This window comes from Cupriavidus sp. BIC8F, assembly GCF_032465815.1.
Taxonomy (GTDB): Bacteria; Pseudomonadota; Gammaproteobacteria; order Burkholderiales; family Burkholderiaceae; genus Cupriavidus; species Cupriavidus necator.
Window position 1 is genome coordinate 404,846 of record NZ_CP136094.1, and the last position, 23,552, is coordinate 428,397.

The window sequence follows — 23,552 nt, forward strand, 5'->3', positions numbered from 1 at the left end:
GCGGGGACGACAGGACGGCTAGCTGATGGCAGCGGGGGTGGGCTGGGGCACGCCGCCGGGCTCGACGGGGTGATTCAGCCGTCGGGCCGCAGCGGCTGCGTGTTCCGGCGCGCCCTGGCTGAGGTGGGCGACCACCTCCCTGGCGGAGTTCGCAAGCTCGCGGCGGTCACCCGAGGCCGACACCAGCGCGGGCCCGATCACCAGCCTGGCCTTGATCCGGGGTGCGCGCAAGACCGCTTCCAGCGACTGCAGCAGTGTGGTCTCGCCGATGTAGGCGGCGGCAAGCGTTGACTGACCCGTAGCGGCATCGAGGTAGTTCAGCCCCAATGGCTGCACTGGCAACCCACCTGAAATCGGCGCCTGCATCAGGTTGGCGTGGAATGGCAGCACCTCGATGCCGTCGGTCGTGGTGCCTTCCGGGAACACGCCGACGAGGTCGCCCTGCAGCATCACGTCGGTGATGTCGTGCAGCACGCGGTGGGCATCGCGTTTGCGCGCCCGTTCGATGAAGATCGTTCCCGTCTTGCCGCACAGCCAGCCGATCAGCGGCCAGTCGCGTATCTCCGACTTGGCGACGAAGCGCACCGGCTGCCAGCTGTGGATGACGTAGATATCCAGCCATGAAATGTGGTTGGAAACCACCATCGCGCCCTGGCGGCCGGCGCCGTGCGACGCTGCGCCGGTGGCATCCACCACTTCGACCTCCACCCCGCAAATCCGCAGCAACCGCCGCGACCAGCGCCGGATATGCCATTCGCGCGTGCGCACGCCCAGCCACGGGAACAGCAAGGCGCAGGTCACCAGCCCGCGCAGCAGGTGCAGCACCAGCGCGGTCTTGCGCAGCCAGATCATGCGTGGGCGTGGTTTCCGTACACAACCTGCCCGCCGACCAGGGTCATGCGGACCTTGCCTTCCATCTCGTAGCCAAGCCACGGCGAGTTCTTGCCCTGGCTCTTGATGGAGCGGCGGTCGACCTTCCAGACCTGCCTGGGGTCGAACACGCACACGTCGGCGGCGCTGCCGACCCCGAGGGTGCCAGCCTTCAGGCCGATTACGCGGGCGGGCTCGGCGGTGATGCGGGCCAGCGCCTGGGCCAGCGGGACCTTGTGCTCGGCGGCCCAGCGCAGGGTCAGCGGCAGCAGCAGTTCCAGGCCGGTTGCGCCCGGCGATGCCTCGGCGAACGGCAGCAGTTTCTCGTCGTCGTCCACTGGCGTGTGGTCAGAGCACAGGGCGTCGATGGTGCCGTCGACCAGCGCGGCGACGATGGCGTCGCGGTCGCGCGGGCTGCGCAGCGGCGGCGAGAAGCGCATCTGCGAATTGAAGTAGCCGATATCCATGTCTGTCAGCGAGACGTGGTGGATATTGACGTCGCAGGTCACTTTCAGGCCTTCGCGCTTGGCCTGGCGCACCAGTTCCAGCCCGGCGGCGGACGACAGCCGGCACAGGTGCACGCGCGCGCCGGTGCTGCGCATCAGTTCGAAGATGGTGTGCAGGCGCACGGTCTCGGCGATCACTGACACGCCGGACAGGCCCAGGCGCGACGCCACCGCGCCGCTGGCGGCGACGCCGCCGCCCAGGAACGGGTCTTCCGGGCGCAGCCAGACGGTGAAGCCGAAGGTCTGGGCGTATTGCAGCGCGCGCAGCAGCACCTGGGTGTTGTGCACCGGGGCCTCGGCCTGGCTGAAGCCGACGCAGCCGGCCTCGGTCAGCTGGCTCATCTCGGTCAGGGTCTCGCCCTTCAGGCCCAGCGTCAGCGCGCCCAGCGGGTACACGTGGGTCTGGTTCAGGGTGCGGGCGCGGAATTTCAGCATTTCCACCAGGCCGGGTTCGTCGAGCACCGGATCGGTATCGGGCGGGCAGACCAGGCTGGTCACGCCGCCGGCGGTGGCGGCGGCCACTTCGGATTCGAGCGTGGCCTTGTATTCGTAGCCGGGCTCGCGCAGGCGCGCGGAGAGGTCGACCAGGCCGGGGCACACGATCAGGCCGCTGGCATCGATGGTCTTGTTGGCGGTGAAGTCCGCCGGGGCGCTGCCCACGCCGACGATCTTGCCGGCGGCGATGTAGAGGTCCTGCGCGGCGTCGGTGTTGCTGGCCGGATCGATCAGGCGGCCGCCCTTGATGTGGATCTTCATAGCTTGGCTGGTTCAGTGTGTTCTGGCTCGTGTCGCTCGACCGCGTCATTCGTCGACGCTTATTCGCCGACGCTTATTCGTCGCCGCTTATTCGTCGCTATTCCCGGCCACGATGCCCATCACCGCCATGCGCACGGCGATGCCGAAGGTCACCTGGTTCAGGATCACGGACTGCGGGCCATCGGCCACGGCGGAGTCGATCTCGACGCCGCGGTTCATGGGGCCCGGGTGCATCACGATGGCGTCGCGATTGGCCAGTGCCAGGCGCTCCGGCGTGAGGCCGTAGGCCTTGAAGTATTCCTGCGCCGACGGCAGCAGCGCGCCGCTCATGCGCTCGTTCTGCAGCCGCAGCATGATGACCACGTCCACGCCCTTCAGGCCCTCTTCCATGTTGTGGAAGACGCGCACGCCCATCTGCTCCAGCCCCGACGGCAGCAGCGTGCGCGGGCCGATGGCGCGCACTTCGGGCACGCCCAGCGTGGTCAGCGCGTGGATGTCGGAGCGTGCCACGCGCGAGTGCAGGATGTCGCCGACGATGGCCACCGTCAGGTTGGTGAAGTCCTTCTTGAAGTGCCGGATCGTGTACATATCCAGCAGGCCTTGCGTCGGGTGCGCATGGCGGCCGTCGCCGGCGTTGATCACGTGCACGTGCGGCGCGACGTGCTCGGCGATCAGGTAAGGTGCGCCCGAGCTGGCATGGCGCACCACGAACATGTCGGCGGACATCGCCGACAGGTTGTTGATGGTGTCCAGCAGCGACTCGCCCTTGCTGGTCGACGAGGCGTTGATGTTCAGGTTCAGCACGTCCGCCGACAGCCGCTTGGCGGCGATCTCGAAGGTGGTGCGGGTGCGGGTGGAGTTCTCGAAGAACAGGTTGAACACGCTCTTGCCGCGCAGCAGCGGCACCTTCTTGACATCGCGGTCTGAGTCGGACAGCGATACGAACTGGCTGGCGGTGTCGAGGATGTGCGTGATCATGTCACGCGACAACCCCTCGATCGACAGCAGGTGCTTCAGTTCGCCGTTCTTGGTGAGCTGCGGGTTGCGGAACGTCTTGGTCATGGCTGGTCGGGCGCGGGCAAAAAACGGGGGTGGTCTGGTCTCGGAGCTGGGGGGTCAGGCGCGCACGGCGCGCCTGGGGCATTCGGGGGGGTCAGCCGGTGGCGGAATCGGTAGGTTCGGTCGCAAAGGCGAATTGCGCGCCGGCGCCCTCGCCCTGGCGCGACAGCACCAGCGTGGTGCCGGGCGGCAGCGCCATCTCGGCAGCAGTCAGGTCGGCGGCAATGGGCAGCTGGCGCCCGCCTCGGTCGACCAGCACGCCCAGCGCCACGCGCGCGGGACGGCCGTAGTCGAACAGCTCATTGACGGCGGCACGGATGGTGCGGCCCGTGGCCAGCACATCATCGATCAGCAGGATGTTGCGGTCATCCACCGAAAACGGCAGCGTGGTCGGCTGGGCCTGGCTGTGCAGGCCCTTCTTGGCATAGTCGTCGCGATGGAAGGCAACGTTGATCACGCCATGCTCGGGCAGCTTCAGGTCAGCGGCCAGCCGCGCGGCGATCCACGCGCCGCCTGAGTAGATGCCGGCCACCGACCAGCGCGCGCGCTCGGCCTCGGGGATCAACGCCTGGGCCTGGTCCAGCAGCTTGCGGTACAGCGACTCGGCGTCGGGAACGGAAATCTGCGTCATAGCGGGAATTGGTCGAAATACTGTTGCAGGATGATGCGGGCGGCCTCGGCATCGAGCTCGCCGCGGCGGGCGCCGGCCATCGACGCGGCGCGCGAGGTATAGCGTTCGTCCACCCACTCCACCGGCAGGCCGAAGCGGCCGTTGAGCTGGTTGCCGAAGCGCCGCGCCAGCTTCATCGAGGGCTGCTCGCCGCCTTCGGGGTTGACCGGCATGCCGACGATCAGCTGCACCGGGTTCCACTCCTGGATAAGCGCCGACACGGCCTCAAAGCGGCCTTCCACGGTGATATTGGGGAGGATGGTCAGCGCACGCGCCTCGCGCGTGATGAAGTTGCCCAGCGCGACGCCGATCTTTTTTTCGCCGTAGTCGAATGCCAGGACCGTGCCGTCGCGGGGCAGTTCACGCCCCACGGCATCAGGCATGCCCGGCCTCGCCCGACAGCATGGTGAAGTCGATGCCCAGCAGCCGGATGGCGGCGGCAAAGCGCTCGTCGGGCGGCACGCTGAAGATGATCTCGGGGTCGGCCTGGACCGTCAGCCAGCCGTTGCGGCTGAGCTCTTCCTCCAGCTGGCCGGCACCCCAGCCGGAGTAACCCAGCGTCAGCAGGAAGCGGTGCGGGCCGCTGCCGTTGGCCACGGCCTCCAGCACGTCCTTGGAGGTGGTCATTTCCAGCCCGCCGGGCACGGCCAGCGACGACACATAGACGCCCACCGGGTCGTGCAGCACGAAACCGCGCTCGGTCTGCACCGGGCCGCCGAAGTAGACCGGCTGGTGCGCGACTGGCTGGATTTCAAGCTTGAGGTCGATCTTGTCGAACAGCGTGGCCATGTCGATGTCGATGGGCCGGTTGATCACCAGCCCGAGCGCGCCACGATCATTGTGTTCGCAGACATAGACGACAGAACCCGAAAAGGTCGGATCGGCCATGCCAGGCATGGCAATCAGGAACTGATTGGTCAGATTGATAGGTGCTTCGGGCTTCGCCATGCCTTGCATTTTATCAAATCGCCGGGGGTCTTCCGGAAAAGATTGGCGGGCGCTGCAGTGCAGCAATGAGCGCCCGGCCACGCTCTGGGACTGCCGTTTGGCTCAATCCTTGCCGGTCAGCGCGGCCAGCTCTTGCGCCGTCAGCCAGCGCCACTCGCCTCCGGCCAGGGCCGGATCGAGCTGCAGGCCGCCAATGGCGCTGCGATGCAGCGCGCTGACATGGTTGCCGGCCGCCGCGACCATGCGCTTGACCTGATGGTACTTGCCTTGCACCAGGGTCAGCCGCAAGTTGCGTTCGCCGGTGATCTCACACGCTTCTGCCGCGATCGGCGCCGGTTCGTCGAGCAGCTGCACACCACTGCACAGCGCTTCGGCCTGCTCCGGCGTGACCGGCTCGGCAGTCGTCACTTCATAGATCTTGGGCACCTTGCGCTTGGGCGAGGTCTGGGCGTGGATGAACTGGCCATCGTCGGTCAGCAGCAGCAGCCCGGTGGTGTCGTGGTCCAGCCGCCCCACGGCCTGCACCTCGCGCTGGCGCAGCGGCACCGGCAGCAGGTTGTAGACGCTGGGATGATGGCGCGGGCGCTGCGAGCACTCATAGCCAGTGGGCTTGTTCAGCATCAGATAGGCCTTGGTGCAGGCCAGCCATTCCTCGCCGCCGACGGTGAAGCGCAGGCCGTCGACTTCAAACTGCGCGCGCGGGTTTTCGCACAGTTCGCCGTTGACCTCGACCAGCCCGGCGGCGATCAGGTCCCCGCAGTACCGGCGCGTGCCAAAGCCCTGGGATTGGAGGATGCGGTCGAGTGTCATGGAATGGATGGTGGTAGAGATGGGGGTGACGCGACTGCTGCGTGGCAGTCCGGATTGCTGCCGCAGTTTGCCCGCTGTCGGTTTGCTCCCCTCTCCCGCAAGCGGGAGAGGGGGCACACAATCGGTTAGTTTACGCGCAGCCTGAAATCCTCAGGCCGCCAGCATCGCGCTTTCGCGATAGTGCCGCTGCGCGTCGTTGAAGCGCTCGGTTTCCTCAAAGAGCCGCGCCAGCGCCAGGTGCGTGCGCACGCGCAGGCGGCGCTGCTGGTCGGGCTCGGCATATTTCAGCGCGCGCTCAAAGCTGGACTGGGCCTTGCCCCACAGTTTCTCGCCCAGGCACAGCACGCCCAGCGTGTAGTAAAGGTCGGCGTCGGCGGGATGCGCGGCCAGCCATTTCTCGGCCTGCTGGATCTGCGGCAGCGCGTGGCCGGGAACGGCGCAATCGGCATAGCGCAGCACCAGGCGGCTGTCCCAGTTGACCTTGAGCGCGTCTTCGATGATGCGGCGGGCCTCGTTCTGCCGGCCCAGCGCCGCGAAGTAGCGCGCCGCGGGTTCGGCGATGCGGGTGGCGCGGCGCTCGTCGGTGGACAGCGAGCGCCAGAACTCGGTCAGCGCGTCGGCGTCGTGGCGGCGCTCATCCAGCATGGCTTCGACGGCCATCTGCTTGAGCCGCAGCGCCAGCACCGGATGCAGCGCGTTGCGCTTTTCCAGCGAGCGCGCCAGGCGCAACACCTCGGTCCAGTTCTTCAGGTGCTGGTGCGCGCGCAGCGCGATGCGCTGCACGTGGATCTGGCGCGCGCCCTGCGACTGCAGCTGGGCGATGGTTTCCAGCGCACCGTCGGCGTCGCGGGCATCGACCAGCAACTCGGCCATCGACACCAGCCGCGCCTGTTCGCGCTCGGGGTCGGTGACCTGCGACATCCAGGTGTCGCGCCGCTCGGTTTCCTGCATCCGGTGCGCGGCGCGGGCGCCGATCAGCGCGGCGGTCTGGGCCTGGTCGTCCCAGGACTGGGCCTCGCGCGCGGCGCGTTCGGCGCGGGCGAAGCGGCCGGCAAACAGGTTTTCGATCGACTCGCGCAGCGCCGCCTGTGCCTTGCTCATGCGGCTGCGCTCGCGGTAGGCGGCGGCGCGGCGCGGCATGTCGGCCAGATGGCGGACGGTGGACATCACCGTCCACACTACGAAGAACAGCAACAGCAGCAAGGCCAGCGCCAGGTTCAGCGACAGCTCGACGCGATATGGCGGATAGAACAGCACCACATTGCTGTGGTTGAACTGCGTGAACAGGGCCAGCCCGACGGCGCCGCCAAACAGGACCGCAACCCAGAACAGAAGGCGCATGGGCTTACTCCTTCTTCAGGGCATGCAGCGCGCCCAGGCTTTCGGACATGGTCGGCAGCTGCACCGTGACCGCGCCGGCCTGCGCCTGCCGCAGCAGCGTCAGCACCCCCTGCACCCGGCGCGACTTGGTATCGAAATAGCGGCTGATCATCGCCTGCGCGGCGGCCAGGTCGTTGCGGAACACGGGTTCGTTGCGCGACAGCAATGCCAGGCGCGCATTGAGCAGGCGCAGCTTGACGTTCTCGCGCAGGAACCAGCCCTGGTCGCCAGACAGCAGCAGCGCCTCGGCGTCGTCGACCTTGCGGATGCGGACCACCTGCGCCAGTTCTTCGCGCAGGTAGTCCCACAGGCGGGTGAACCAGCCCGGACCCGCGCCGTTGGCGGCGGCCGGCGCGCTGGCACCGTTGGCGGCGGCACCCTTGCGGGCGTCGGCCTCGCTGCGCTCCAGCATGCGTTCGCTGGACAGCAGCGGCAGTGCGTCGATCTGGTTGATGGCCTCGTCCAGCTTGATTGCGGCGCCGGTCAGGTCGGTGTCGGGCACCGCCTTCATGCGCGCGACGTCGCGCGCGATCGCGCGGCGCAGCAGGTTGTATTGCGGCTTGTCGGCGCGCGCCAGGCGGGCGTCGGCGCTTTGCAGCGCGGCCAGCGCCACCTGCACGTTGCCGGTCAGCTGCAGTTGCTGGCCGGCACTGGTCAGCAGCTGCTGGATCTCGGCGATTTCCCAGTCGTCGCGGTTGCGCATCAGGTCCTGGTAGACCTGTTCCAGCGCCACCTGCTTGTCGCGGGTCTCGCCGACCTGGCTCTCCAGCGCACCGACCTTGGCCTGCAGTTCCTTGACCGTGTCCTGCGCGTTGCGGGTCAGCACGCGCGACTCCTGCACCAGCGCATCGTTGCTTTGCTGGCGGCGCGCCAGCTCGCCGGTCAGGTGGTCAACGCGCTGCTGCAGCCACCAGAAGCCGCCAGCCGTCGCCACCACCAGCACGGCGACCAGCGCCCACAACGCAGCGGACCGCCGTGAGGCTGCACTGGGAGCAGCGGCGGTAGCGGAGCCCGACGCTGGCGCGGCTTGCGCCGATTGCGCCGATGCTGCGGAGGCCGCCGTGGACGGCGGCGTAGCGGAGGAGGACGTGGTTTCTTGCGTCACGCGTTCGACCTTCGTTGACGTTGCGGGAACTGCTGCGTCCGGCACGGGGGCCGGCGGCGCTTCGGCTTTGGCGCTGGGCGGGCTGGCTTCGATTGCCGCGCTGGCCATGCCTGCCGGCGCCGGACCGGCATGGGCATCGGCCCACTGCAGGCACGCCGCCAGCAGGCCGGCATCGCCCGGGGCGGCGCGCTGGGTATGGGGGAAGCCCAGCGCCAGCGCCTGTTCGGCGATTCTCGCATGCGGCGCGATGCACTGCACCCGCCGCAGGGTAGCGTCTTCCTCAGGCGACAGATGCTGGCGTGCCAGCGCGTCAAGGTTGCGCACTGCTTCAGAACTGGTTAGGAGCCACGCATGCGGCGCCGCGCCTGGGCGCAGGTTGTCGCGCACGGCCTGCCACTGCATGGCGCTGGGTTCGGGCAGCTTGCGCTGGTAGGCCTCGACGGCCTCGACCTGGGCACCGGCCTCGCGCAGGCGGTCGCCCAGCCAGTCGCGCCCGCCGTTGCCGCGGATGATCAGGACCGGCTTGCCAGCCAGCGCGGCGGGATCAAGCCGGGCCCACAGGGCCTCGGAGTCAAAGCGCAGCGCTTCGGCATCCGGTGCTGCGTCATCGGCGCACTGCCCGTTCGCGGCAGCGCCCGCGGGCGCGATCACCCGATACGCGGGCGGCGCGATGCCGCGCTCGGCCAGGGCCGCGACGCTGGCCGGCCCGACCACCGCCACCGGCACCTGCGCCGGCCATTGGGCCACGGCCACGCCCTGCACGCTGGCCAGCGCGTCGAGCGCGTAGGCAATGGCATTGGGACTGACACAGACCACCAGCGCAAAGGTGTTCAGCCGCGCCAGCGCCGCGCGCAGCGGCGCGTCGTCAGCGGCCGGGCCGATGGCCAGCAAGGGAAAGCTGAGTACGTCCAGGCCCGCGGCCTGCAGCGCCTCGGTCAGTTGCCGGGACTGCCCGGCGGGTCGTGTGACAACGACGGTCGGGCTGGGCATGGGGCAGCCTCAGGCAGGAGCTTGGGAGCCGGCGGGATCGCCAGAATCGGCCAGTGCCGCGAGGATGGCTTCGGCACCCTGCGCCAGCAGATCGCGCGCGCAGGCCTGGCCCAGCGCTTCGGCGGCGGCCAGGTCGGCAGCCGGTCCGGACGCGGCTGCGCGGATGGCGCGCGTGCCATCGGGCAAGGCGACAAAGGCGTCCAGCTTCAGCTGATCGCCTTCCCAGCGCGCGTGGGCGGCCAGCGGCACCTGGCATGAGCCGCCCAGCATGCGCGACACGGCGCGCTCGGCGGTCACGGCAAGCGCCGTCGGCTGGTGGTTCAGGGGCGCCAGCCATTGCGCCAGCTCAGGGCGGTTGGCCGGGGTCTCGATGCCGAGGGCGCCCTGGCCTGCGGCCGGCAGCGACACGTCGATGGGGATCAGCGCGCGGATGCGCTCGCCCAGGCCCAGGCGCTTGAGGCCGGCGGCGGCCAGGATGATGGCGCCGTATTCGCCGCGATCGAGCTTGCCCAGCCGCGTGTCCAGGTTGCCGCGCAGCGGCTTGATCACCAGTTGCGGGTAGCGGCTGCGCAGCGCGGCTTCACGGCGCAGGCTGGAAGTGCCGACCACGGTGCCGGCCGGCATCTCGTCCAGCGAGGCGTAGGCGGAAGACACCAGCGCGTCGCGCGGATCCTCGCGTTCCATCACCGCGGTCAGGGCGAAGCCTTCGGGCAACTCCATCGGCACATCCTTGAGCGAATGCACCGCCAGGTCCGCCCGGCCTTCGTCCATCGCGAACTCCAGTTCTTTGACAAACAAACCCTTGCCGCCGACTTTGGACAGCGTACGGTCTAGAATCTGGTCTCCGCGCGTCGTCATGCCAAGAATGGACACGTCGCACGCGGGATAGTATTGTTGCAACGCAGCACGCACATGTTCTGCCTGCCACAGGGCCAGACGGCTCTCTCGGGAGGCAATGACGAGCTTTTGCGGAAGATTGCGAGACACGACAGCGGTAGAGGAAGACAGGGTGGCAGACGACATGCATCAATGGTAGCACGCGACCCAATAGCCCCTCCGCACCAATAGATAAGCTTAGAGAAGCAGAACGAGGAGATTGCATGACGCAGCATGCTGCGCGCCCCAACGGCCGGCGGACCGCCCCGGCTGCGAAAGACCAAAGCCCTGCCCTCGGCGCCGGCCAGGGTGACGCAAACGGCGCATCCACCACCGAATCGAAACGCCCCGCCACCCGCAGCGGGACCAAACGTTCCCCCAAGCCCAAGCTTTCCATCGTGTCGAGCAACGGAACCGCCATCGCCCCCACCGCCCGCCGCACCGCCGACAAGGACGTGCCGCTGCGCGAGGACATCCGCTTCCTGGGCCGCCTGCTGGGCGAATGCCTGCGCGAACAGGAAGGCGACGCCGCCTTCGAGGTGGTCGAAACCATCCGCCAGACCGCGGTGCGCTTCCGCCGCGAGAACGACCGCGCCGCCGGCGCGGAGCTGGACCGCCTGCTCAAGCGCCTGTCGCGCGACCAGACCAACCAGGTCGTGCGCGCGTTCAGCTATTTCTCGCACCTGGCCAATATCGCCGAGGACCAGCACCACAACCGCCGCCGCCGCGTGCACGCGCTGGCTGGCTCGCCGCCGCAGGCGGGCAGCCTGGCCCACGCACTGGAGGCGATCGACGCCGCCGGCGTGACCGGCAAGCAGCTGCGCAAGTTCCTGGACGAGGCCCTGATCGTGCCGGTGCTGACCGCGCACCCGACCGAAGTCCAGCGCAAGAGTATTCTCGACGCCGAGCGCGAGATCGCCCGCCTGCTGGCCGAGCGCGACCTGCCGATGACCGCGCGCGAGCGCGAGCACAACACCGCGCAGCTGCGCGCCAAGGTCACCACGCTGTGGCAGACCCGCATGCTGCGCGATTCGCGCCTGACGGTGGCCGACGAGATCGAAAATGCCCTGTCGTACTACCGCACCTGCTTCCTGCGCGGCATCCCGCAGCTGATGAGCGAACTGGAAGAAGACATCGCCGCGGTGTTCCCCGCCACGCGCAAGCGCAAGGGCACCCCGGGCGCCTCGGGCACGAAGGCGGCGCCGCTGGCCCCGTTCCTGCAGATGGGCTCCTGGATCGGCGGCGACCGCGACGGCAACCCCAACGTCACCGCCGAGACGCTGGAGCACGCCGCCAGCCAGCAGGGGCAGATGATCATCGACTGGTACCTGGATGAAGTCCATGCGCTGGGCGCGGAGCTGTCGATGTCGACGCTGATGGTCGACGCCAGCGCGGAACTGCTGGCGCTGGCCGAGCGCTCGCCCGACCACTCCGAGCATCGCGCCGACGAACCCTACCGCCGCGCGCTGATCGGCATCTACGCGCGCCTGGCCGCAACCAGCAAGGCGCTGACCGGCCACGCCGTGCCGCGCCGCCCGGTGGCGCCGGCCGAGCCCTATGACAGCGCCGAGGCCTTTGCCGCCGATGTGCAGGTGGTGGTCGACTCGCTGCGCGCCAACCATGGCCAGGCGCTGGCCAATGGCCGCATCGACGCGCTGGCGCGCGCCATCGGCGTGTTCGGCTTCCACCTGGCATCGGTCGACATGCGCCAGGTCTCGGACGTGCACGAGGCGGTCATCGCCGAGCTGTTCGCCGCCGCCGGCATCGCCCCCGACTACGCCGCCCTGCCCGAGGCGCGCAAGCTGGAATTGCTGCTGGCCGAACTGCGCCAGCCGCGCCTGCTGACGCTGCCGTGGCACGAGTACTCGGAGCAGACCCGCAAGGAACTGGCGATCTTCGCCGCCGCGCGCGAGCTGCGCGCGCGCTATGGCAAGCGCATTGCGCGCAACTACATCATCTCGCACACCGAGACGCTGTCGGACCTGGTCGAAGTGATGCTGCTGCAGAAGGAATCCGGCATGCTGCAGGGCACGCTGGGCAGCAAGACCGACCCGGCGCGCATGGAGCTGATGGTGATCCCGCTGTTCGAGACCATCGAGGACTTGCGCAACGCCGCCGGCATCATGCAGTCGCTGCTGGACCTGCCGGGCTTCGATTCCGTGATCGCGCACCATGGCGTCGAGCAGGAAGTGATGCTTGGCTACTCGGACTCGAACAAGGACGGCGGCTTCCTGACTTCCACCTGGGAGCTGTACAAGGCCGAGCTGGCGCTGGTGCAGCTGTTCGAGCAGCGCCAGGTCAAGCTGCGCCTGTTCCACGGCCGCGGCGGCACCGTCGGCCGCGGCGGCGGCCCGACCTACCAGGCCATCCTGTCGCAGCCGCCGGGCACGGTGAACGGCCAGATCCGGCTGACCGAGCAGGGCGAGATCATCAACAGCAAGTTCGCCAACGCCGAGATCGGCCGGCGCAACCTGGAGACGGTGGTCGCGGCCACGCTGGAAGCGTCGCTGCTGCCGCAGCAGAACGCGCCCAGGGAGCTGGACACCTTCGAGGCTGTCATGCAGCAGCTGTCGGACCGCGCCTTCACCGCCTACCGCGACCTGGTCTACGAGACCCCGGGCTTCAAGGACTACTTCTTCGCCACCACGCCGATCACCGAGATCGCCGACCTGAACCTGGGTTCGCGCCCGGCCTCGCGCAAGCTGATGGACAAGAAGAACCGGCGCATCGAAGACCTGCGTGCAATCCCGTGGGGCTTCTCGTGGGGCCAGTGCCGGCTGCTGCTGCCGGGCTGGTACGGCTTCGGCAGCGCGGTCAAGTCGCTGCTGGACACTGCGCCGGACGACAAGGCGCGCAAGCTGGCCGTGACCACGCTGCGCCGCATGGTCAAGACCTGGCCGTTCTTCTCGACGCTGCTGTCCAACATGGACATGGTGCTGGCCAAGACCGACCTGGCCGTGGCCTCGCGCTACGCCCAGTTGTGCGACGACGCGGCCCTGCGCCGCACCGTGTTCAACCGCATCAGCAAGGAATGGCACCTGACCTGCGAGATGCTGACACTGGTCACCGGCCACCAGGAACGGCTGGCGGACAACCCGCTGCTGGCGCGCTCGATCAAGAACCGCTTTGCCTACCTCGACCCGCTGAACCACTTGCAGGTCGAACTGCTCAAGCGTTTCCGCTCGGGCAAGGATGGCGATGACATCCGGGTGCGGCGCGGCATCCACCTGACCATCAACGGGGTCGCGGCGGGCCTGCGCAATACGGGCTGATTGGCGTCAGAGTGCTGCCGGTTTGCGCCCCTCTCCCGCGTGCGGCAGAGGGGCGCGTCCACATCGGGCGGCAGCTTTTTCAAGTAGCGCCAGTCTGACTCCTCACCCCACAAACGCCCCCGGCACCGGATCTTCACCCAGCGCGTGCAGCAGCACCGCCCAGTGCATCGCCTCGTCCCCGAGGATGCTGCCGGCGGCGCGGGTCAGTTCGCGGTTGTAGAAGTTCGGCAGCACGCCCAGGTAGGCGGCGGTGGCGCCCTTCTCCAGCCCCGCTGCAAAGCGCAGCACATCGGCCTGGGTCTTCAGCTTTTCAGTCGGGAAGGTGTATTCCGACGCCCTCTTCGCCACCACCGGCGTGCCGCCCAGCTTCGACACCGTCCCGGCCAGCACCTGTGCGTGCGCCTTGTGGTGGTCCTGGAACTTGACCGCGGTGGCAAGCACCGGCTTTTGCAGCAGGCCGCTTTCCGCGCCGACCTGATAGGCCGCGATCGCCTGGTATTCCAGTCCCAGCGCGGTGTTCAGGATATTGATGTCGTCCCTGGTGCTGCCCGACTGGGTCTGCGCCCAGGCTGGCATGGACTCGCCAAGGCTGATGACGGCCAGCGAGCCCAGCGCGAACAGCCCCGGTGCCTTGAGCAGCCCGCGGCGGCGCGCATCGGGCGCGGTCACAATGCGGTCACGGGAATCGGTCGGATCTGCCATGGCGGCAGTCGTGCGCATGCGTTCCATGATGTTCTCCTGTGTGGAATCAAAGGCGCCGCAGCCCGGGGCCGCCATCGTGCGCCTGCCACCTGATACGCACGCCGGGGCCAATCGGATGCAAGGTCGTGCCTATAATCCGGCAACACCCTTTCGCGAGACGCCCCGGTGCCCCCTTCTCCGGTGTCCCCTTCCGCCGAAACCTACGCCGCGCCGCCTGGCGCCGAGCGCCTTGCGGCCCTGCTCCAGGCCGTGGCCATCGGCGACCGGCAGGCGCTGCGCGGCCTCTATGACCTCACCGCGACGAAACTGTTTGGCCTTGCGCTGCGTATCACTGGCAGGCGCGATTGGGCGGAGGATGTCGTGCAGGAAAGCTTTGTCAGCATCTGGCACCACGCCGGCGACTACCGGCCGCACTTGGCCGCGCCGATGACCTGGATGACCGCGATCGTGCGCAACCGCGCGCTGGACTGCCTGCGCCGGGCAACCGCGGCGCGCGTCGGGCAGACGGTCGAGCTTGACGAAGACCTGGGCGAATGGCTGGCCGACGATACGGCCGGGCCCGCGGAACTGGCCGATGCCAGCCAGCAGGCACGCGCGCTCAACCGCTGCCTGCAGCGCCTGGAGCAGCCGCAGCGCCAGGCCATCATGCTGGCCTACCTGCAGGACCTGAGCCACGCCGAGCTGGCCGCCCGGCTGCGCGCGCCGCTGGGGACGGTCAAGTCCTGGATCCGGCGCGGCCTGGAGCGGCTGCGCAGCTGCATGGAGGGCGCGGCATGAAGCTGGCCAGCCATCCCGACCTGCTCGACCGCATCGCCGCGCAGTACGCGCTGGGGGTGCTGCGCGGCGGCGCACGGCGCCGCCTGGAACAACTCGCACGCGAAGAGCCCGCGGTGCGCGCCGCGATCCACCGCTGGCAGGCGCGGCTCGCGGGCGTGGCCGAGTTGCAGGCGGCCGCCGAGCCGGTCGACAAGGTGTGGTGCGGGATCGAGGATCGCCTCGGCTGGAAGGTGGCAGATCCGGCCAGTCAGCCGGCCCGCCCGGCCCGTGACACCCGTCCCGCGGACGGCTGGTGGCAGCGTCTGTGGTCGGCCCCGGTGTTCTGGCGTGGCGCCGCGGCGGCAATGGCCATGGTGGCGGTGCTGGCCGTCGGCATCGGCATCCAGCTGGCCCGGCAGGACCAGCCGGCGCCGGCCGAGGTCGTCGCCGTGCTGAACGACGACCGTGCCCAGCCTGCGATGCTGGTGTCGTGGGATGCCGGCGCACGCAGCCTGATCGTGCGCCGCCTGGATCACCTGCCCCTGAGCGACCAGCAGGTATTGCAGCTGTGGGCGCTGCCTGCGGGCGGCAAGCCGCAGTCACTGGGCGTGATCGGCCGGGCACCCGAAGCCCGGCTGGCGCTGGCGCGGTTGCCCGCGGCGGCACCCGCGCTGGCGGTCAGCATCGAGCCGCCGGGCGGCTCGCCCAATGCCGATGGGCCAAGCGGCCCGGTGGTGTTCAAGGGGCCTGTGATCCACAGCCGGCTCTGATGATCGGCGCTGCCGTGCCGGCCGGCGCCGCCAGCGGGCCGGCGGGCGATATAATCGCCGTTTCCCAATTTCTCGCGCCCGCCGCCGTCCACGCGCCGGCGCCTGCCCGCGCGAGCCACTGCAGCCGACGTCCATGTCCACCTCCCAACTTGCCAAGAAAGGCGAAGCCTGGTCCGCCCGCTTCTCCGAACCGATGTCCGACCTGGTGAAGCGCTACACCGCCTCGGTGTTCTTCGACAAGCGCCTGGCCCTGTTCGACATCCAGGGCTCGCTGGCCCATGCGGCCATGCTGGCAAAGCAGGGCATCATCGCCGAGGCCGACCGCGCCGAGATCGAGCGCGGCATGGCGCAGATCAAGGCCGAGATCGAGGCCGGCGGCTTCGAGTGGAAGCTGGACCTGGAAGACGTCCACCTGAACATCGAGGCGCGCCTGACAGCGCTGGTGGGCGATGCCGGCAAGCGCCTGCACACCGGCCGCTCGCGCAATGACCAGGTCGCCACCGACATCCGCCTGTGGCTGCGCAGCGAGATCGACAACATCATCGTGCTGCTGGGCGCGCTGCGCGCCGCGCTGCTGGACCTGGCCGAACAGAACGCCGACACCATCCTGCCCGGCTTCACCCACCTGCAGGTGGCGCAGCCGGTGACCTTCGGTCACCACCTGCTGGCCTACAACGAGATGTTCACGCGCGATGCCGAGCGCATGGCCGACTGCCGCAAGCGCGTCAACCGCCTGCCGCTGGGCGCGGCCGCGCTGGCCGGCACCAGCTACCCGATCGACCGCGAGTTCGTGGCGCAGCAGCTGGGCTTCGACGGCGTGTGCCGCAACTCGCTGGACGCCGTGTCGGACCGCGACTTCGCCATTGAATTCTGCGCCGCCGCCGCGCTGGTGATGACGCACGTGTCGCGCTTCTCGGAAGAGCTGGTGCTGTGGATGAGCCCGCGCGTGGGCTTTATCGACATCGCCGACCGCTTCTGCACCGGCAGCTCGATCATGCCGCAGAAGAAAAACCCGGACGTGCCAGAGCTGGCGCGCGGCAAGACCGGCCGCGTCAACGGCCACCTGATCGGCCTGCTGACGCTGATGAAGGGCCAGCCGCTGGCCTACAACAAGGACAACCAGGAAGACAAGGAGCCGCTGTTCGACACGGTCGATACCGTCGTGGACACGCTGCGCATCTTCGCCGACATGGTGCCGGGCATCACCGTCAAGCCCGAAGCGATGCGCGCCGCCGCGTTGCAGGGCTACGCCACCGCCACCGACCTGGCCGACTACCTGGTCAAGAAGGGCCTGCCCTTCCGCGACGCCCACGAGGCCGTGGCCCACGCGGTGCGCGCCTGCGACAGCCGCCAGTGCGACCTGGCCGACCTGAGCGTGGCCGAGCTGCGCGAGGTCTCGGGCCTGGGCGACAAGGCCGCGCTGATCGGCGACGACGTGCACACGGTGCTGACGCTGGAAGGCTCGGTCGCCGCGCGCGACCATATCGGCGGCACGGCGCCGGCGCAGGTGCGCGCCGCCATCGCGGCCGCACGCGCGGCGCTGTAATACCGGGCCGGACTGTAAGTTTCGCGTAAGTTTTGCGCAAGAAGAAGCCAACGCGGCGCGAGCCCGGTGGCTTTTTCTACTGGTGTTCCCCATTCTGGCGCAATCTCGTCGCTCCCGTAGGTAGTAGCCCCTAGCGCCTGCAGATTTTGTTACAGATAAACTAATCGCCGCAAAAACCGGGGAGACAACCCATGTATTACTTGCTTGGTCTGTCACGACAGATCGACAGGTTGAATCAGCACACTGGCAGGCTTGCAAACATCATGATCCTGCTGTCGTGCCTGATCAGCGCAGGCAACGCCCTTCTGCGCTATGGCTTCAACTTGAGCGACAACTGGCCACTCGAACTGCAGTGGTACATGTTTGCCATTGCCGTGATGTTCGGCACCTCCTACACCTTCCAGCGCAATGAGCACGTGCGCGTAGACCTGATCTACGGCAACGTCTCGGAACGCGCGCAGCACTGGATCGACATCTTCGGCATCATCGTGTTCCTGCTGCCCTCGTGCGTGCTGTTCACCTGGCTGTCGTGGGATTCACTGTTTCTGCCCTCGTGGCGCATCCTCGAGCAATCGGGCAATTCCGGCGGCCTGCCGCGTTACCCGATCAAGCTGGTGGTGCCCGTCGGCTTCGCCCTGCTGACGCTGCAGGGCGTGTCCGAACTGATCAAGCGCTTCGCCGCCCTCAAGGGCCTGGTGCGCATCGAATCCAAGTACGAGAGGCCGGTTCAATGATTCCGTTGGAATATATGCCGCCGCTGATGTTCGGCGGCCTGGTGGTATTCATGCTGATCGGCTTCCCGGTCGCGTTCTCGCTGTCGGCGGTGGGCCTGGCCTTCGGCTTCCTGGCAATTGAATTGGGTTACTTCCCGATCAGCTTCCTGCAGGCCGTGCCGAGCCGCGTGTTCGGCAGCGTGCTGGCCAACGAGCTGCTGCTGGCGATCCCGTTCTTCACCTTCATGGGCGCCATCCTGGAGAAGTGCGGGCTGGCCGAGGACATGCTGGACTCGATGGGCCAGCTGTTCGGCCCGGTGCGCGGCGGCCTGGGCTATTCGGTGATCATCGTCGGCTTTATCCTGGGCGCGATTACCGGCACGGTGGCGGCACAGGTGATCGCGATGGCGATGATCTCGCTGCCGGTGATGATGCGCTACCGCTACAACATGAAGTACGCCACCGGCGTGCTGGCCGCATCGGGCACCATCACGCAGCTGGTTCCGCCGTCGCTGGTGCTGGTGGTGCTGGCCGACCAGCTCAAGACCCCGCTGGGCAGCGCCGACGTGGGCAGCATGTACCTGGGCGCATGGGGCCCGTCGGTGGTGCAGATCGCGCTGTTCGCCCTCTATACCTTCATGCTGGCCCGCTTCAAGCCTGACTGGCTGCCGCCGGTGCCGCCGGAGGCGCGCACGCTGCGCGGCTGGGCGCTGTGGCGCAAATGCCTGCGCGGCATCATCCCGTGCGCGGTGCTGATCTTCCTGGTGCTGGGGACGATCATGATGGGCATTGCCACGCCGACCGAATCCGGCGCCATGGGCGCAGTCGGCGCGCTGGTGCTGGCCGTGATCCGCGACAAGGCCTTCAGCCGCATCGACCGCCAGGTCTATCGCGTCGGTATCGCCGCCGCGCTGGTGGCCTCGGCCATCGGCATCTTCGCCTTCGGCTCGCACGTGTTCCGTATCCCGCTGGCGGTGGTGTACCTGGTCATCCTCTGGCTGCTGCTGCGCGCCGGCCAGATGACCGAACTGCGCCTGCTGATCGTCGATGCCTACCAGTCCACCGCGCGCCTCACCGCGATGGTGGTGTTCATCCTGATCGGCTCCACCTGCTTCTCGGTGGTATTCCAGGGCGTCGACGGCGGTGCGTGGGTGGAACACCTGTTCACCTCGCTGCCGGGCGGCTGGATCGGCTTCCTGATCGTGGTGAACCTGTTCATCTTCTTCCTGGCCTTCTTCCTCGACTTCTTCGAGATCGCCTTTATCGTGGTGCCGATGCTGGCGCCGGTGGCGGTCAAGGTGCTGGCGCCGGTGGTGGCCGACTCCATGGGCGGCAATCCGGAAGCCGCGGCTACGGCGGCGCTGGTGTGGTTCGGCGTGATGCTGTGCGTGAACATGCAGACCTCGTTCATGCACCCGCCGTTCGGCTTCGCGCTGTTCTACCTGCGCGGCATCGCCCCGAAGGAAGTGAAGAGCTCGGACATCTACTGGGGCGCCCTGCCCTGGGTGGGCCTGCAGATGGTGATGGTCGTCATGGTGATGTTCCTGCCCGGCATGGTGACGGGGCTGCTGGACAAGGGATCGCTCAAGCACAGCAACGCGGCAGAGGTCAGTATCCCGCTTGGCGGAGAGCCGGAGAAACCGGCGTCGGCGCCAGGATCGGCCGCCCCGCCGGGTTCGCTGGAACTGCCAGGCGCGGCACCGGCACCTGAGCCCGCGGCACCACAGTTCGAGTTCGAAAAGAAGAACTGACCGGATAGTCGATCCAAGGCCCCGCAGCGATGCGGGGCCTTTTCATTGGCGCGGGTCCGCTCCGGCGCCGGCGTGCGATTGCGAATCGGCTCATCGACCGGCGCGCTTGCGTGGCCCAGACTGGCCCTGTGTTCTGCGAACCGCCCCCAGGAGAGCCACCATGCAAACCACCACACCCTTCGACCGGCCGGGCACGGCAACGATGCACCGCCTGCCATCGATACGTGACCGCCGTATTGATAACAATGCTATCATCTCTTCATCCGATGGTGAGGAGGTCAAGATGGCAACACTACTCGTTCGTGGCATCGATGAATCCCTGGTCCAGCGCCTGCGCGAGCGGGCCGTCGCCAACGGCCGCAGCGCCGAGGCCGAGCACCGCGCCATCCTGGCGCAGGCGCTGGGCGGCACGCGCCGGCGCAGCCTTGCCGAGGTGCTGGCCAGCATGCCGGACGTCGGCCACGACGCCGACTTCGAGCGGACCCAGGACCCGGGCGAGGCGCCGCGTGTATTTGATTGATACCAACGTCATCAGCGAGACGCGCAAGCGCGAGCGCGCCAACCCCGGCGTGCGCGCGTTCTTCCGCCAGGCGGCGCGGGAAGGTGCCGCGCTCTACCTGTCGGCGCTGACCGTGGGCGAGCTCCAGCGCGGCATTGCGCTGATCCGCCATCGCGGCGATACGGCGCAGGCCGCGGTGCTGGAGCAATGGCTGGCGACTGTGCTGGAGGATTTTGGCCGGCAGGTGTTGCCGGTCGATGCCGACGTCGCCCAGGTCTGGGGCCAGCTGCGCGCGCCGCGGCCCGAGCATGCGCTGGACAAGTTCATTGCCGCCACCGCGCTGATCCACGACCTGACCATTGTCACGCGCAATGTGGAGGACTTCCGCGGCACGGGCGCGATGCTGCTGAATCCGTTCACCTAGTCCAAAAAGGAAAGGGCCCCGCATCGCGGGGCCCTGCTCACGTCAGCGGGACGCGGACTGGCGCTCAGCCGTCCTGCTTCACGCAGTCGACAAAGTACGCCTTCTTGCCGTCGATCTCGTCCTCGACCAGGCCGTGGATGTCGGTCTCGAAGCCCGGGAACAGCTTGTTGAACTCGCGCGCGAACTTCAGGTACTGCACGATGGTGCGGTTGAAGCGCTCGCCCGGGATCAGCAGCGGAATGCCCGGCGGGTACGGCGTCAGCAGGATGGCGGTGACGCGGCCTTCCAGGTCGTCCACCGGCACGCGCTCGATCTCGCGGTGCGCCATCATGGCCCAGGCGTCCGACGGCTTCATCGCCGGCTCCATGTCCGACAGGTACATCTCCGTCGTCACACGGGCCACGTCGTTGGCCTTGTACACGCTGTGGATCGCATCGCACAGGTCACGCAGGCCCATGCGCTCGTATTGCGGATGCTTGCCGACGAATTCCGGCAGCACACGCCACAGCGGCTGGTTCTGGTCGTAGTCGTCCTTGAACTGCTGCAGCTCGGTCACCAGCGAGTTCCAGCGGCCCTTGGTGATGCCGATGGTGAACATGATGAAGAACGAGTACAGCCCGGTCTTCTCGATGATGATGCCGTGCTCGGCCAGGTACTTGGTGACGATGGCCGCCGGGATGCCGCGTTCGCTGAACTCGCCGTCCACGTCCAGGCCCGGGGTAATGATGGTGGCCTTGATCGGGTCGAGCAGGTTGAAGCCGTCGGCCAGGTCGCCGAAGCCGTGCCAGCGTTCGTTAGCCTTGAGCATCCACTCCTCGCGGTCGCCGATGCCGTCTTCGATCAGCGCGTCCGGGCCCCACACCTTGAACCACCAGTCGCCGTTCTTGCCGTCGTCATAATCGCCCTCGACCTTGCGCATGGCGCGGCGGAAGTCCATCGCCTCCTGGATGCTCTCCTCCACCAGCGCGGTGCCGCCCGGGGCTTCCATCATCGCCGCGGCCACGTCGCACGAGGCAATGATGGAGTACTGCGGGCTGGTCGAGGTGTGCATCAGGTACGCCTCGTTGAAGCGGTAGCGGTCCAGCTTGCGCGTCTCGGAATCCTGCACGAGGATCTGCGAGGCTTGCGACAGGCCGGCCAGCAGCTTGTGCGTGGACTGGGTGGCAAACACCAGCGCGTCCTTGCTGCGCGGGCGGTCCTTACCGATCGCGTGCATGTTGTGATAGAAGTCGTGGAAGGCCGCGTGCGGCAGCCAGGCTTCATCGAAGTGCAGCGTGTCGATCTCGGCAGCCAGCATTTCCTTGATCTGCTCGGCGTTGTACAGCACGCCGTCGTACGTACCCTGGGTGATGGTCAGGATGCGCGGCTTCTGGTTCTTGGCCTTGCTGGCGAACGGGTGGTTGGCGATCTTCTTCCTGATCGTTTCCGGGTCGAACTCGCTCTTCGGGATCGGGCCGATGATGCCGTAGTGGTTGCGCGTCGGCATCAGGAACACCGGGATCGCGCCCGTCATCATGATCGCGTGCAGGATCGACTTGTGGCAATTGCGGTCCACCACCACGATGTCGCCCGGCGCCACATTGGCATGCCACACCATCTTGTTCGAGGTGGAGGTGCCGTTGGTGACGAAGTACATGTGGTCGGAGTTGAAGATGCGCGCGGCATTGCGCTCCGATGCGGCCACCGGGCCGGTGTGGTCCAGCAGCTGGCCCAGTTCGTCGACCGCGTTGCAGACGTCGGCACGCAGCATGTTCTCGCCGAAGAACTGGTGGAACACCTGGCCCACCGGGCTCTTCAGGAATGCCACGCCGCCCGAGTGCCCCGGGCAGTGCCACGAGTACGAGCTGTCCTGCGCGTAGTCGATCAGCGCCTTGAAGAACGGCGGCGCCAGCGTGTCGAGGTAGACCTTGGCTTCGCGGATGATGTGGCGTGCCACGAATTCCGGCGTGTCCTCGAACATATGGATGAAGCCGTGCAGCTCGCGCAGGATATCGTTGGGGATATGGCGCGAAGTGCGGGTCTCGCCGTACAGGAAGATCGGCAGGTCCGAGTTGCGGCGGCGCACTTCGGCAACGAAGGCGCGCAGCTTTTCGATGGCGGCGGCCTCGAGCTGGTCGTCGCCATCTCGCGTGAACTCGTCGTCGTCGATCGACACGATAAAGCTCGATGCCCGGCTGGACTGCTGGGCAAACGACGTGAGGTCGCCGTAGCTGGTCAGGCCCATGACCTCCATGCCCTCTTTCTCGATCGCCTCGGCCAGCGCGCGGATGCCCGAGCCGGAAATGTTCTCGGAGCGAAAGTCTTCGTCAATGATGATGACGGGGAAACGGAATTTCATCGGGCATCCTTGATGGAAAGCAGGACATAAAGGACTTGAGCCACATGGCCGGCGGGAGGTTCCCCGCGACGGCGACATGTGGCTCTCACGTCAGTTGTGGCGGCCGCTCTGGGCCAGCCGTACCGGCAGACGCCGGCATTGTAATGCGCTCAGGTCTTCGGCAGTGTGACACCGTGCTGGCCCTGGTACTTGCCGCCCCGGTCGCGGTACGAAGTCTCGCAGACTTCGTCGCTCTCGAAGAACAGCACCTGGGCGCAACCCTCGCCGGCGTAGATCTTGGCGGGCAGCGGCGTGGTGTTGGAGAACTCCAGCGTCACATAGCCTTCCCATTCGGGCTCGAACGGCGTCACGTTGACGATGATGCCGCAGCGGGCATAGGTGCTCTTGCCCAGGCAGATGGTCAGCACGCTGCGCGGGATCCGGAAGTACTCCATCGTGCGCGCCAGCGCGAACGAGTTGGGCGGGATGATGCAGACATCACCCTTGAAATCCACGAAGGACTTCTCGTCGAAATTCTTCGGATCGACGATGGTGCTGTTGATATTGGTGAAGATCTTGAATTCATCGGCGCAGCGGATGTCGTAGCCATAGCTCGAAGTGCCGTACGAAACGATCTTGCGCCCGTCCTGCTCCCGGACCTGGCCTGGCGCGAACGGCTCGATCATGCCGTGCTGCTCCGCCATGCGGCGGATCCACTTGTCGGATTTGATGCTCATAAGGTTGGGAGGGTAAACACACTGGCTCGGAGTGCGCCGCATTGTACAACCAATCGGCGCCCGTCCCTGCAAGCGAATGCAAGCAGCCAAGTGCC

21 protein-coding genes are annotated in these 23,552 nt (G+C 67.6%); 8 read left to right on the plus strand and 13 right to left on the minus strand.

Features of this window, described 5'->3' with window-relative positions:
* Positions 1-18: 18 nt before the first annotated feature.
* From RS901_RS01870 to hemC, 10 genes are all read right to left on the minus strand, one after another.
* A complete protein-coding gene (locus RS901_RS01870; protein ID WP_316151137.1) occupies positions 19-852 on the minus strand; it encodes a lysophospholipid acyltransferase family protein in 834 nt (277 codons plus the stop codon).
* Positions 849-2,132 (minus strand): dihydroorotase, encoded by a 1,284-nt coding sequence (locus tag RS901_RS01875; RefSeq protein WP_316151138.1) that lies wholly within the window; start codon positions 2,130-2,132, stop codon positions 849-851. The genes RS901_RS01870 and RS901_RS01875 overlap by 4 nt, the downstream gene beginning before the upstream one ends.
* A gap of 87 nt (positions 2,133-2,219) precedes the next feature.
* Positions 2,220-3,194, minus strand: coding sequence for an aspartate carbamoyltransferase catalytic subunit (locus tag RS901_RS01880; RefSeq protein WP_013957750.1), 975 nt, complete (start codon positions 3,192-3,194; stop codon positions 2,220-2,222).
* Positions 3,195-3,285: 91 nt separating this feature from the next.
* Positions 3,286-3,822: a bifunctional pyr operon transcriptional regulator/uracil phosphoribosyltransferase PyrR gene (gene pyrR / locus RS901_RS01885; protein WP_010813826.1), complete on the minus strand. Its 537-nt coding sequence runs from the start codon at positions 3,820-3,822 to the stop codon at positions 3,286-3,288.
* Positions 3,819-4,244: a Holliday junction resolvase RuvX gene (gene ruvX, locus RS901_RS01890; protein ID WP_316151140.1), complete on the minus strand. Its 426-nt coding sequence runs from the start codon at positions 4,242-4,244 to the stop codon at positions 3,819-3,821. The genes pyrR and ruvX overlap by 4 nt, the downstream gene beginning before the upstream one ends.
* On the minus strand, positions 4,237-4,809 hold the full coding sequence (locus tag RS901_RS01895) for a YqgE/AlgH family protein (protein WP_316151142.1): 573 nt from the start codon (positions 4,807-4,809) through the stop codon (positions 4,237-4,239). The genes ruvX and RS901_RS01895 overlap by 8 nt, the downstream gene beginning before the upstream one ends.
* A 102-nt stretch (positions 4,810-4,911) precedes the next feature.
* Positions 4,912-5,619 (minus strand): 16S rRNA pseudouridine(516) synthase, encoded by a 708-nt coding sequence (locus tag RS901_RS01900; RefSeq protein ID WP_316151143.1) that lies wholly within the window; start codon positions 5,617-5,619, stop codon positions 4,912-4,914.
* Positions 5,620-5,769: 150 nt separating this feature from the next.
* Complete coding sequence (locus RS901_RS01905) at positions 5,770-6,960, minus strand: heme biosynthesis protein HemY (RefSeq protein ID WP_316151144.1); 1,191 nt, start codon at positions 6,958-6,960, stop codon at positions 5,770-5,772.
* Positions 6,961-6,964: 4 nt separating this feature from the next.
* Positions 6,965-9,094, minus strand: a complete 2,130-nt coding sequence (gene hemDX / locus RS901_RS01910; protein ID WP_316151145.1) for a fused uroporphyrinogen-III synthase HemD/membrane protein HemX — start codon at positions 9,092-9,094, stop codon at positions 6,965-6,967.
* Positions 9,095-9,103: 9 nt separating this feature from the next.
* Positions 9,104-10,117: a hydroxymethylbilane synthase gene (hemC, locus tag RS901_RS01915; RefSeq protein ID WP_316151147.1), complete on the minus strand. Its 1,014-nt coding sequence runs from the start codon at positions 10,115-10,117 to the stop codon at positions 9,104-9,106.
* Between the two features lie 77 nt (positions 10,118-10,194).
* Here hemC and ppc point away from each other — a divergent pair, with 77 nt between their 5' ends.
* Positions 10,195-13,242, plus strand: coding sequence for a phosphoenolpyruvate carboxylase (gene ppc, locus RS901_RS01920; RefSeq protein ID WP_316151148.1), 3,048 nt, complete (start codon positions 10,195-10,197; stop codon positions 13,240-13,242).
* Between the two features lie 102 nt (positions 13,243-13,344).
* Here ppc and RS901_RS01925 read toward each other — a convergent pair whose 3' ends face one another.
* The gene (locus RS901_RS01925; RefSeq protein ID WP_316153350.1) at positions 13,345-13,944 is read right to left on the minus strand and encodes a ferritin-like domain-containing protein; all 600 of its coding nucleotides are present in this window, start codon (positions 13,942-13,944) and stop codon (positions 13,345-13,347) included.
* 180 nt (positions 13,945-14,124) lie between these two features.
* Between RS901_RS01925 and RS901_RS01930 the strand changes: the two genes are divergently transcribed.
* The 7 genes from RS901_RS01930 to RS901_RS01960 all read left to right on the plus strand — a co-directional run bounded on the left by RS901_RS01930 (position 14,125) and on the right by RS901_RS01960 (position 20,403).
* Complete coding sequence (locus RS901_RS01930) at positions 14,125-14,721, plus strand: sigma-70 family RNA polymerase sigma factor (RefSeq protein WP_114132928.1); 597 nt, start codon at positions 14,125-14,127, stop codon at positions 14,719-14,721.
* Complete coding sequence (locus RS901_RS01935; protein ID WP_316151153.1) at positions 14,718-15,470, plus strand: anti-sigma factor; 753 nt, start codon at positions 14,718-14,720, stop codon at positions 15,468-15,470. Before RS901_RS01930 ends, RS901_RS01935 begins: the two co-directional genes overlap by 4 nt.
* Before the next feature lie 133 nt (positions 15,471-15,603).
* Positions 15,604-17,016: an argininosuccinate lyase gene (gene argH / locus RS901_RS01940; RefSeq protein WP_316151156.1), complete on the plus strand. Its 1,413-nt coding sequence runs from the start codon at positions 15,604-15,606 to the stop codon at positions 17,014-17,016.
* Positions 17,017-17,207: 191 nt separating this feature from the next.
* Positions 17,208-17,750 (plus strand): TRAP transporter small permease subunit, encoded by a 543-nt coding sequence (locus RS901_RS01945; RefSeq protein WP_316151158.1) that lies wholly within the window; start codon positions 17,208-17,210, stop codon positions 17,748-17,750.
* Positions 17,747-19,480, plus strand: a complete 1,734-nt coding sequence (locus RS901_RS01950; RefSeq protein WP_316151161.1) for a TRAP transporter large permease — start codon at positions 17,747-17,749, stop codon at positions 19,478-19,480. The genes RS901_RS01945 and RS901_RS01950 overlap by 4 nt, the downstream gene beginning before the upstream one ends.
* Before the next feature lie 283 nt (positions 19,481-19,763).
* Positions 19,764-20,000, plus strand: coding sequence for a FitA-like ribbon-helix-helix domain-containing protein (locus RS901_RS01955; protein ID WP_316153351.1), 237 nt, complete (start codon positions 19,764-19,766; stop codon positions 19,998-20,000).
* Complete coding sequence (locus RS901_RS01960) at positions 19,987-20,403, plus strand: type II toxin-antitoxin system VapC family toxin (RefSeq protein WP_316151164.1); 417 nt, start codon at positions 19,987-19,989, stop codon at positions 20,401-20,403. Before RS901_RS01955 ends, RS901_RS01960 begins: the two co-directional genes overlap by 14 nt.
* Before the next feature lie 64 nt (positions 20,404-20,467).
* Here the strand turns inward: RS901_RS01960 and RS901_RS01965 are convergent, their stop codons facing one another.
* A complete protein-coding gene (locus RS901_RS01965) occupies positions 20,468-22,741 on the minus strand; it encodes an arginine/lysine/ornithine decarboxylase (protein ID WP_316151166.1) in 2,274 nt (757 codons plus the stop codon).
* Positions 22,742-22,890: 149 nt separating this feature from the next.
* Positions 22,891-23,457, minus strand: a complete 567-nt coding sequence (gene dcd, locus RS901_RS01970; protein ID WP_010813843.1) for a dCTP deaminase — start codon at positions 23,455-23,457, stop codon at positions 22,891-22,893.
* Between the last annotated feature and the right edge of the window lie 95 nt (positions 23,458-23,552).

What these genes read in the sequence shown, in the direction of transcription:
- RS901_RS01905 (WP_316151144.1), bottom strand. Translation starts at nt 6,960, where the DNA reads ATGCGCCTTCTGTTCTGGGTTGCGGTCCTGTTTGGCGGCGCCGTCGGG.
- RS901_RS01945 (WP_316151158.1), top strand. Translation starts at nt 17,208, where the DNA reads ATGTATTACTTGCTTGGTCTGTCACGACAGATCGACAGGTTGAATCAG.
- RS901_RS01935 (WP_316151153.1), top strand. Translation starts at nt 14,718, where the DNA reads ATGAAGCTGGCCAGCCATCCCGACCTGCTCGACCGCATCGCCGCGCAG.
- RS901_RS01900 (WP_316151143.1), bottom strand. Translation starts at nt 5,619, where the DNA reads ATGACACTCGACCGCATCCTCCAATCCCAGGGCTTTGGCACGCGCCGG.
- hemDX (WP_316151145.1), bottom strand. Translation starts at nt 9,094, where the DNA reads ATGCCCAGCCCGACCGTCGTTGTCACACGACCCGCCGGGCAGTCCCGG.
- ruvX (WP_316151140.1), bottom strand. Translation starts at nt 4,244, where the DNA reads ATGCCTGATGCCGTGGGGCGTGAACTGCCCCGCGACGGCACGGTCCTG.
- pyrR (WP_010813826.1), bottom strand. Translation starts at nt 3,822, where the DNA reads ATGACGCAGATTTCCGTTCCCGACGCCGAGTCGCTGTACCGCAAGCTG.
- RS901_RS01955 (WP_316153351.1), top strand. Translation starts at nt 19,764, where the DNA reads ATGGCAACACTACTCGTTCGTGGCATCGATGAATCCCTGGTCCAGCGC.
- RS901_RS01895 (WP_316151142.1), bottom strand. Translation starts at nt 4,809, where the DNA reads ATGGCGAAGCCCGAAGCACCTATCAATCTGACCAATCAGTTCCTGATT.
- RS901_RS01950 (WP_316151161.1), top strand. Translation starts at nt 17,747, where the DNA reads ATGATTCCGTTGGAATATATGCCGCCGCTGATGTTCGGCGGCCTGGTG.
- RS901_RS01880 (WP_013957750.1), bottom strand. Translation starts at nt 3,194, where the DNA reads ATGACCAAGACGTTCCGCAACCCGCAGCTCACCAAGAACGGCGAACTG.
- RS901_RS01870 (WP_316151137.1), bottom strand. Translation starts at nt 852, where the DNA reads ATGATCTGGCTGCGCAAGACCGCGCTGGTGCTGCACCTGCTGCGCGGG.
- hemC (WP_316151147.1), bottom strand. Translation starts at nt 10,117, where the DNA reads ATGTCGTCTGCCACCCTGTCTTCCTCTACCGCTGTCGTGTCTCGCAAT.
- RS901_RS01965 (WP_316151166.1), bottom strand. Translation starts at nt 22,741, where the DNA reads ATGAAATTCCGTTTCCCCGTCATCATCATTGACGAAGACTTTCGCTCC.
- argH (WP_316151156.1), top strand. Translation starts at nt 15,604, where the DNA reads ATGTCCACCTCCCAACTTGCCAAGAAAGGCGAAGCCTGGTCCGCCCGC.
- RS901_RS01925 (WP_316153350.1), bottom strand. Translation starts at nt 13,944, where the DNA reads ATGGCAGATCCGACCGATTCCCGTGACCGCATTGTGACCGCGCCCGAT.
- dcd (WP_010813843.1), bottom strand. Translation starts at nt 23,457, where the DNA reads ATGAGCATCAAATCCGACAAGTGGATCCGCCGCATGGCGGAGCAGCAC.
- RS901_RS01875 (WP_316151138.1), bottom strand. Translation starts at nt 2,132, where the DNA reads ATGAAGATCCACATCAAGGGCGGCCGCCTGATCGATCCGGCCAGCAAC.
- ppc (WP_316151148.1), top strand. Translation starts at nt 10,195, where the DNA reads ATGACGCAGCATGCTGCGCGCCCCAACGGCCGGCGGACCGCCCCGGCT.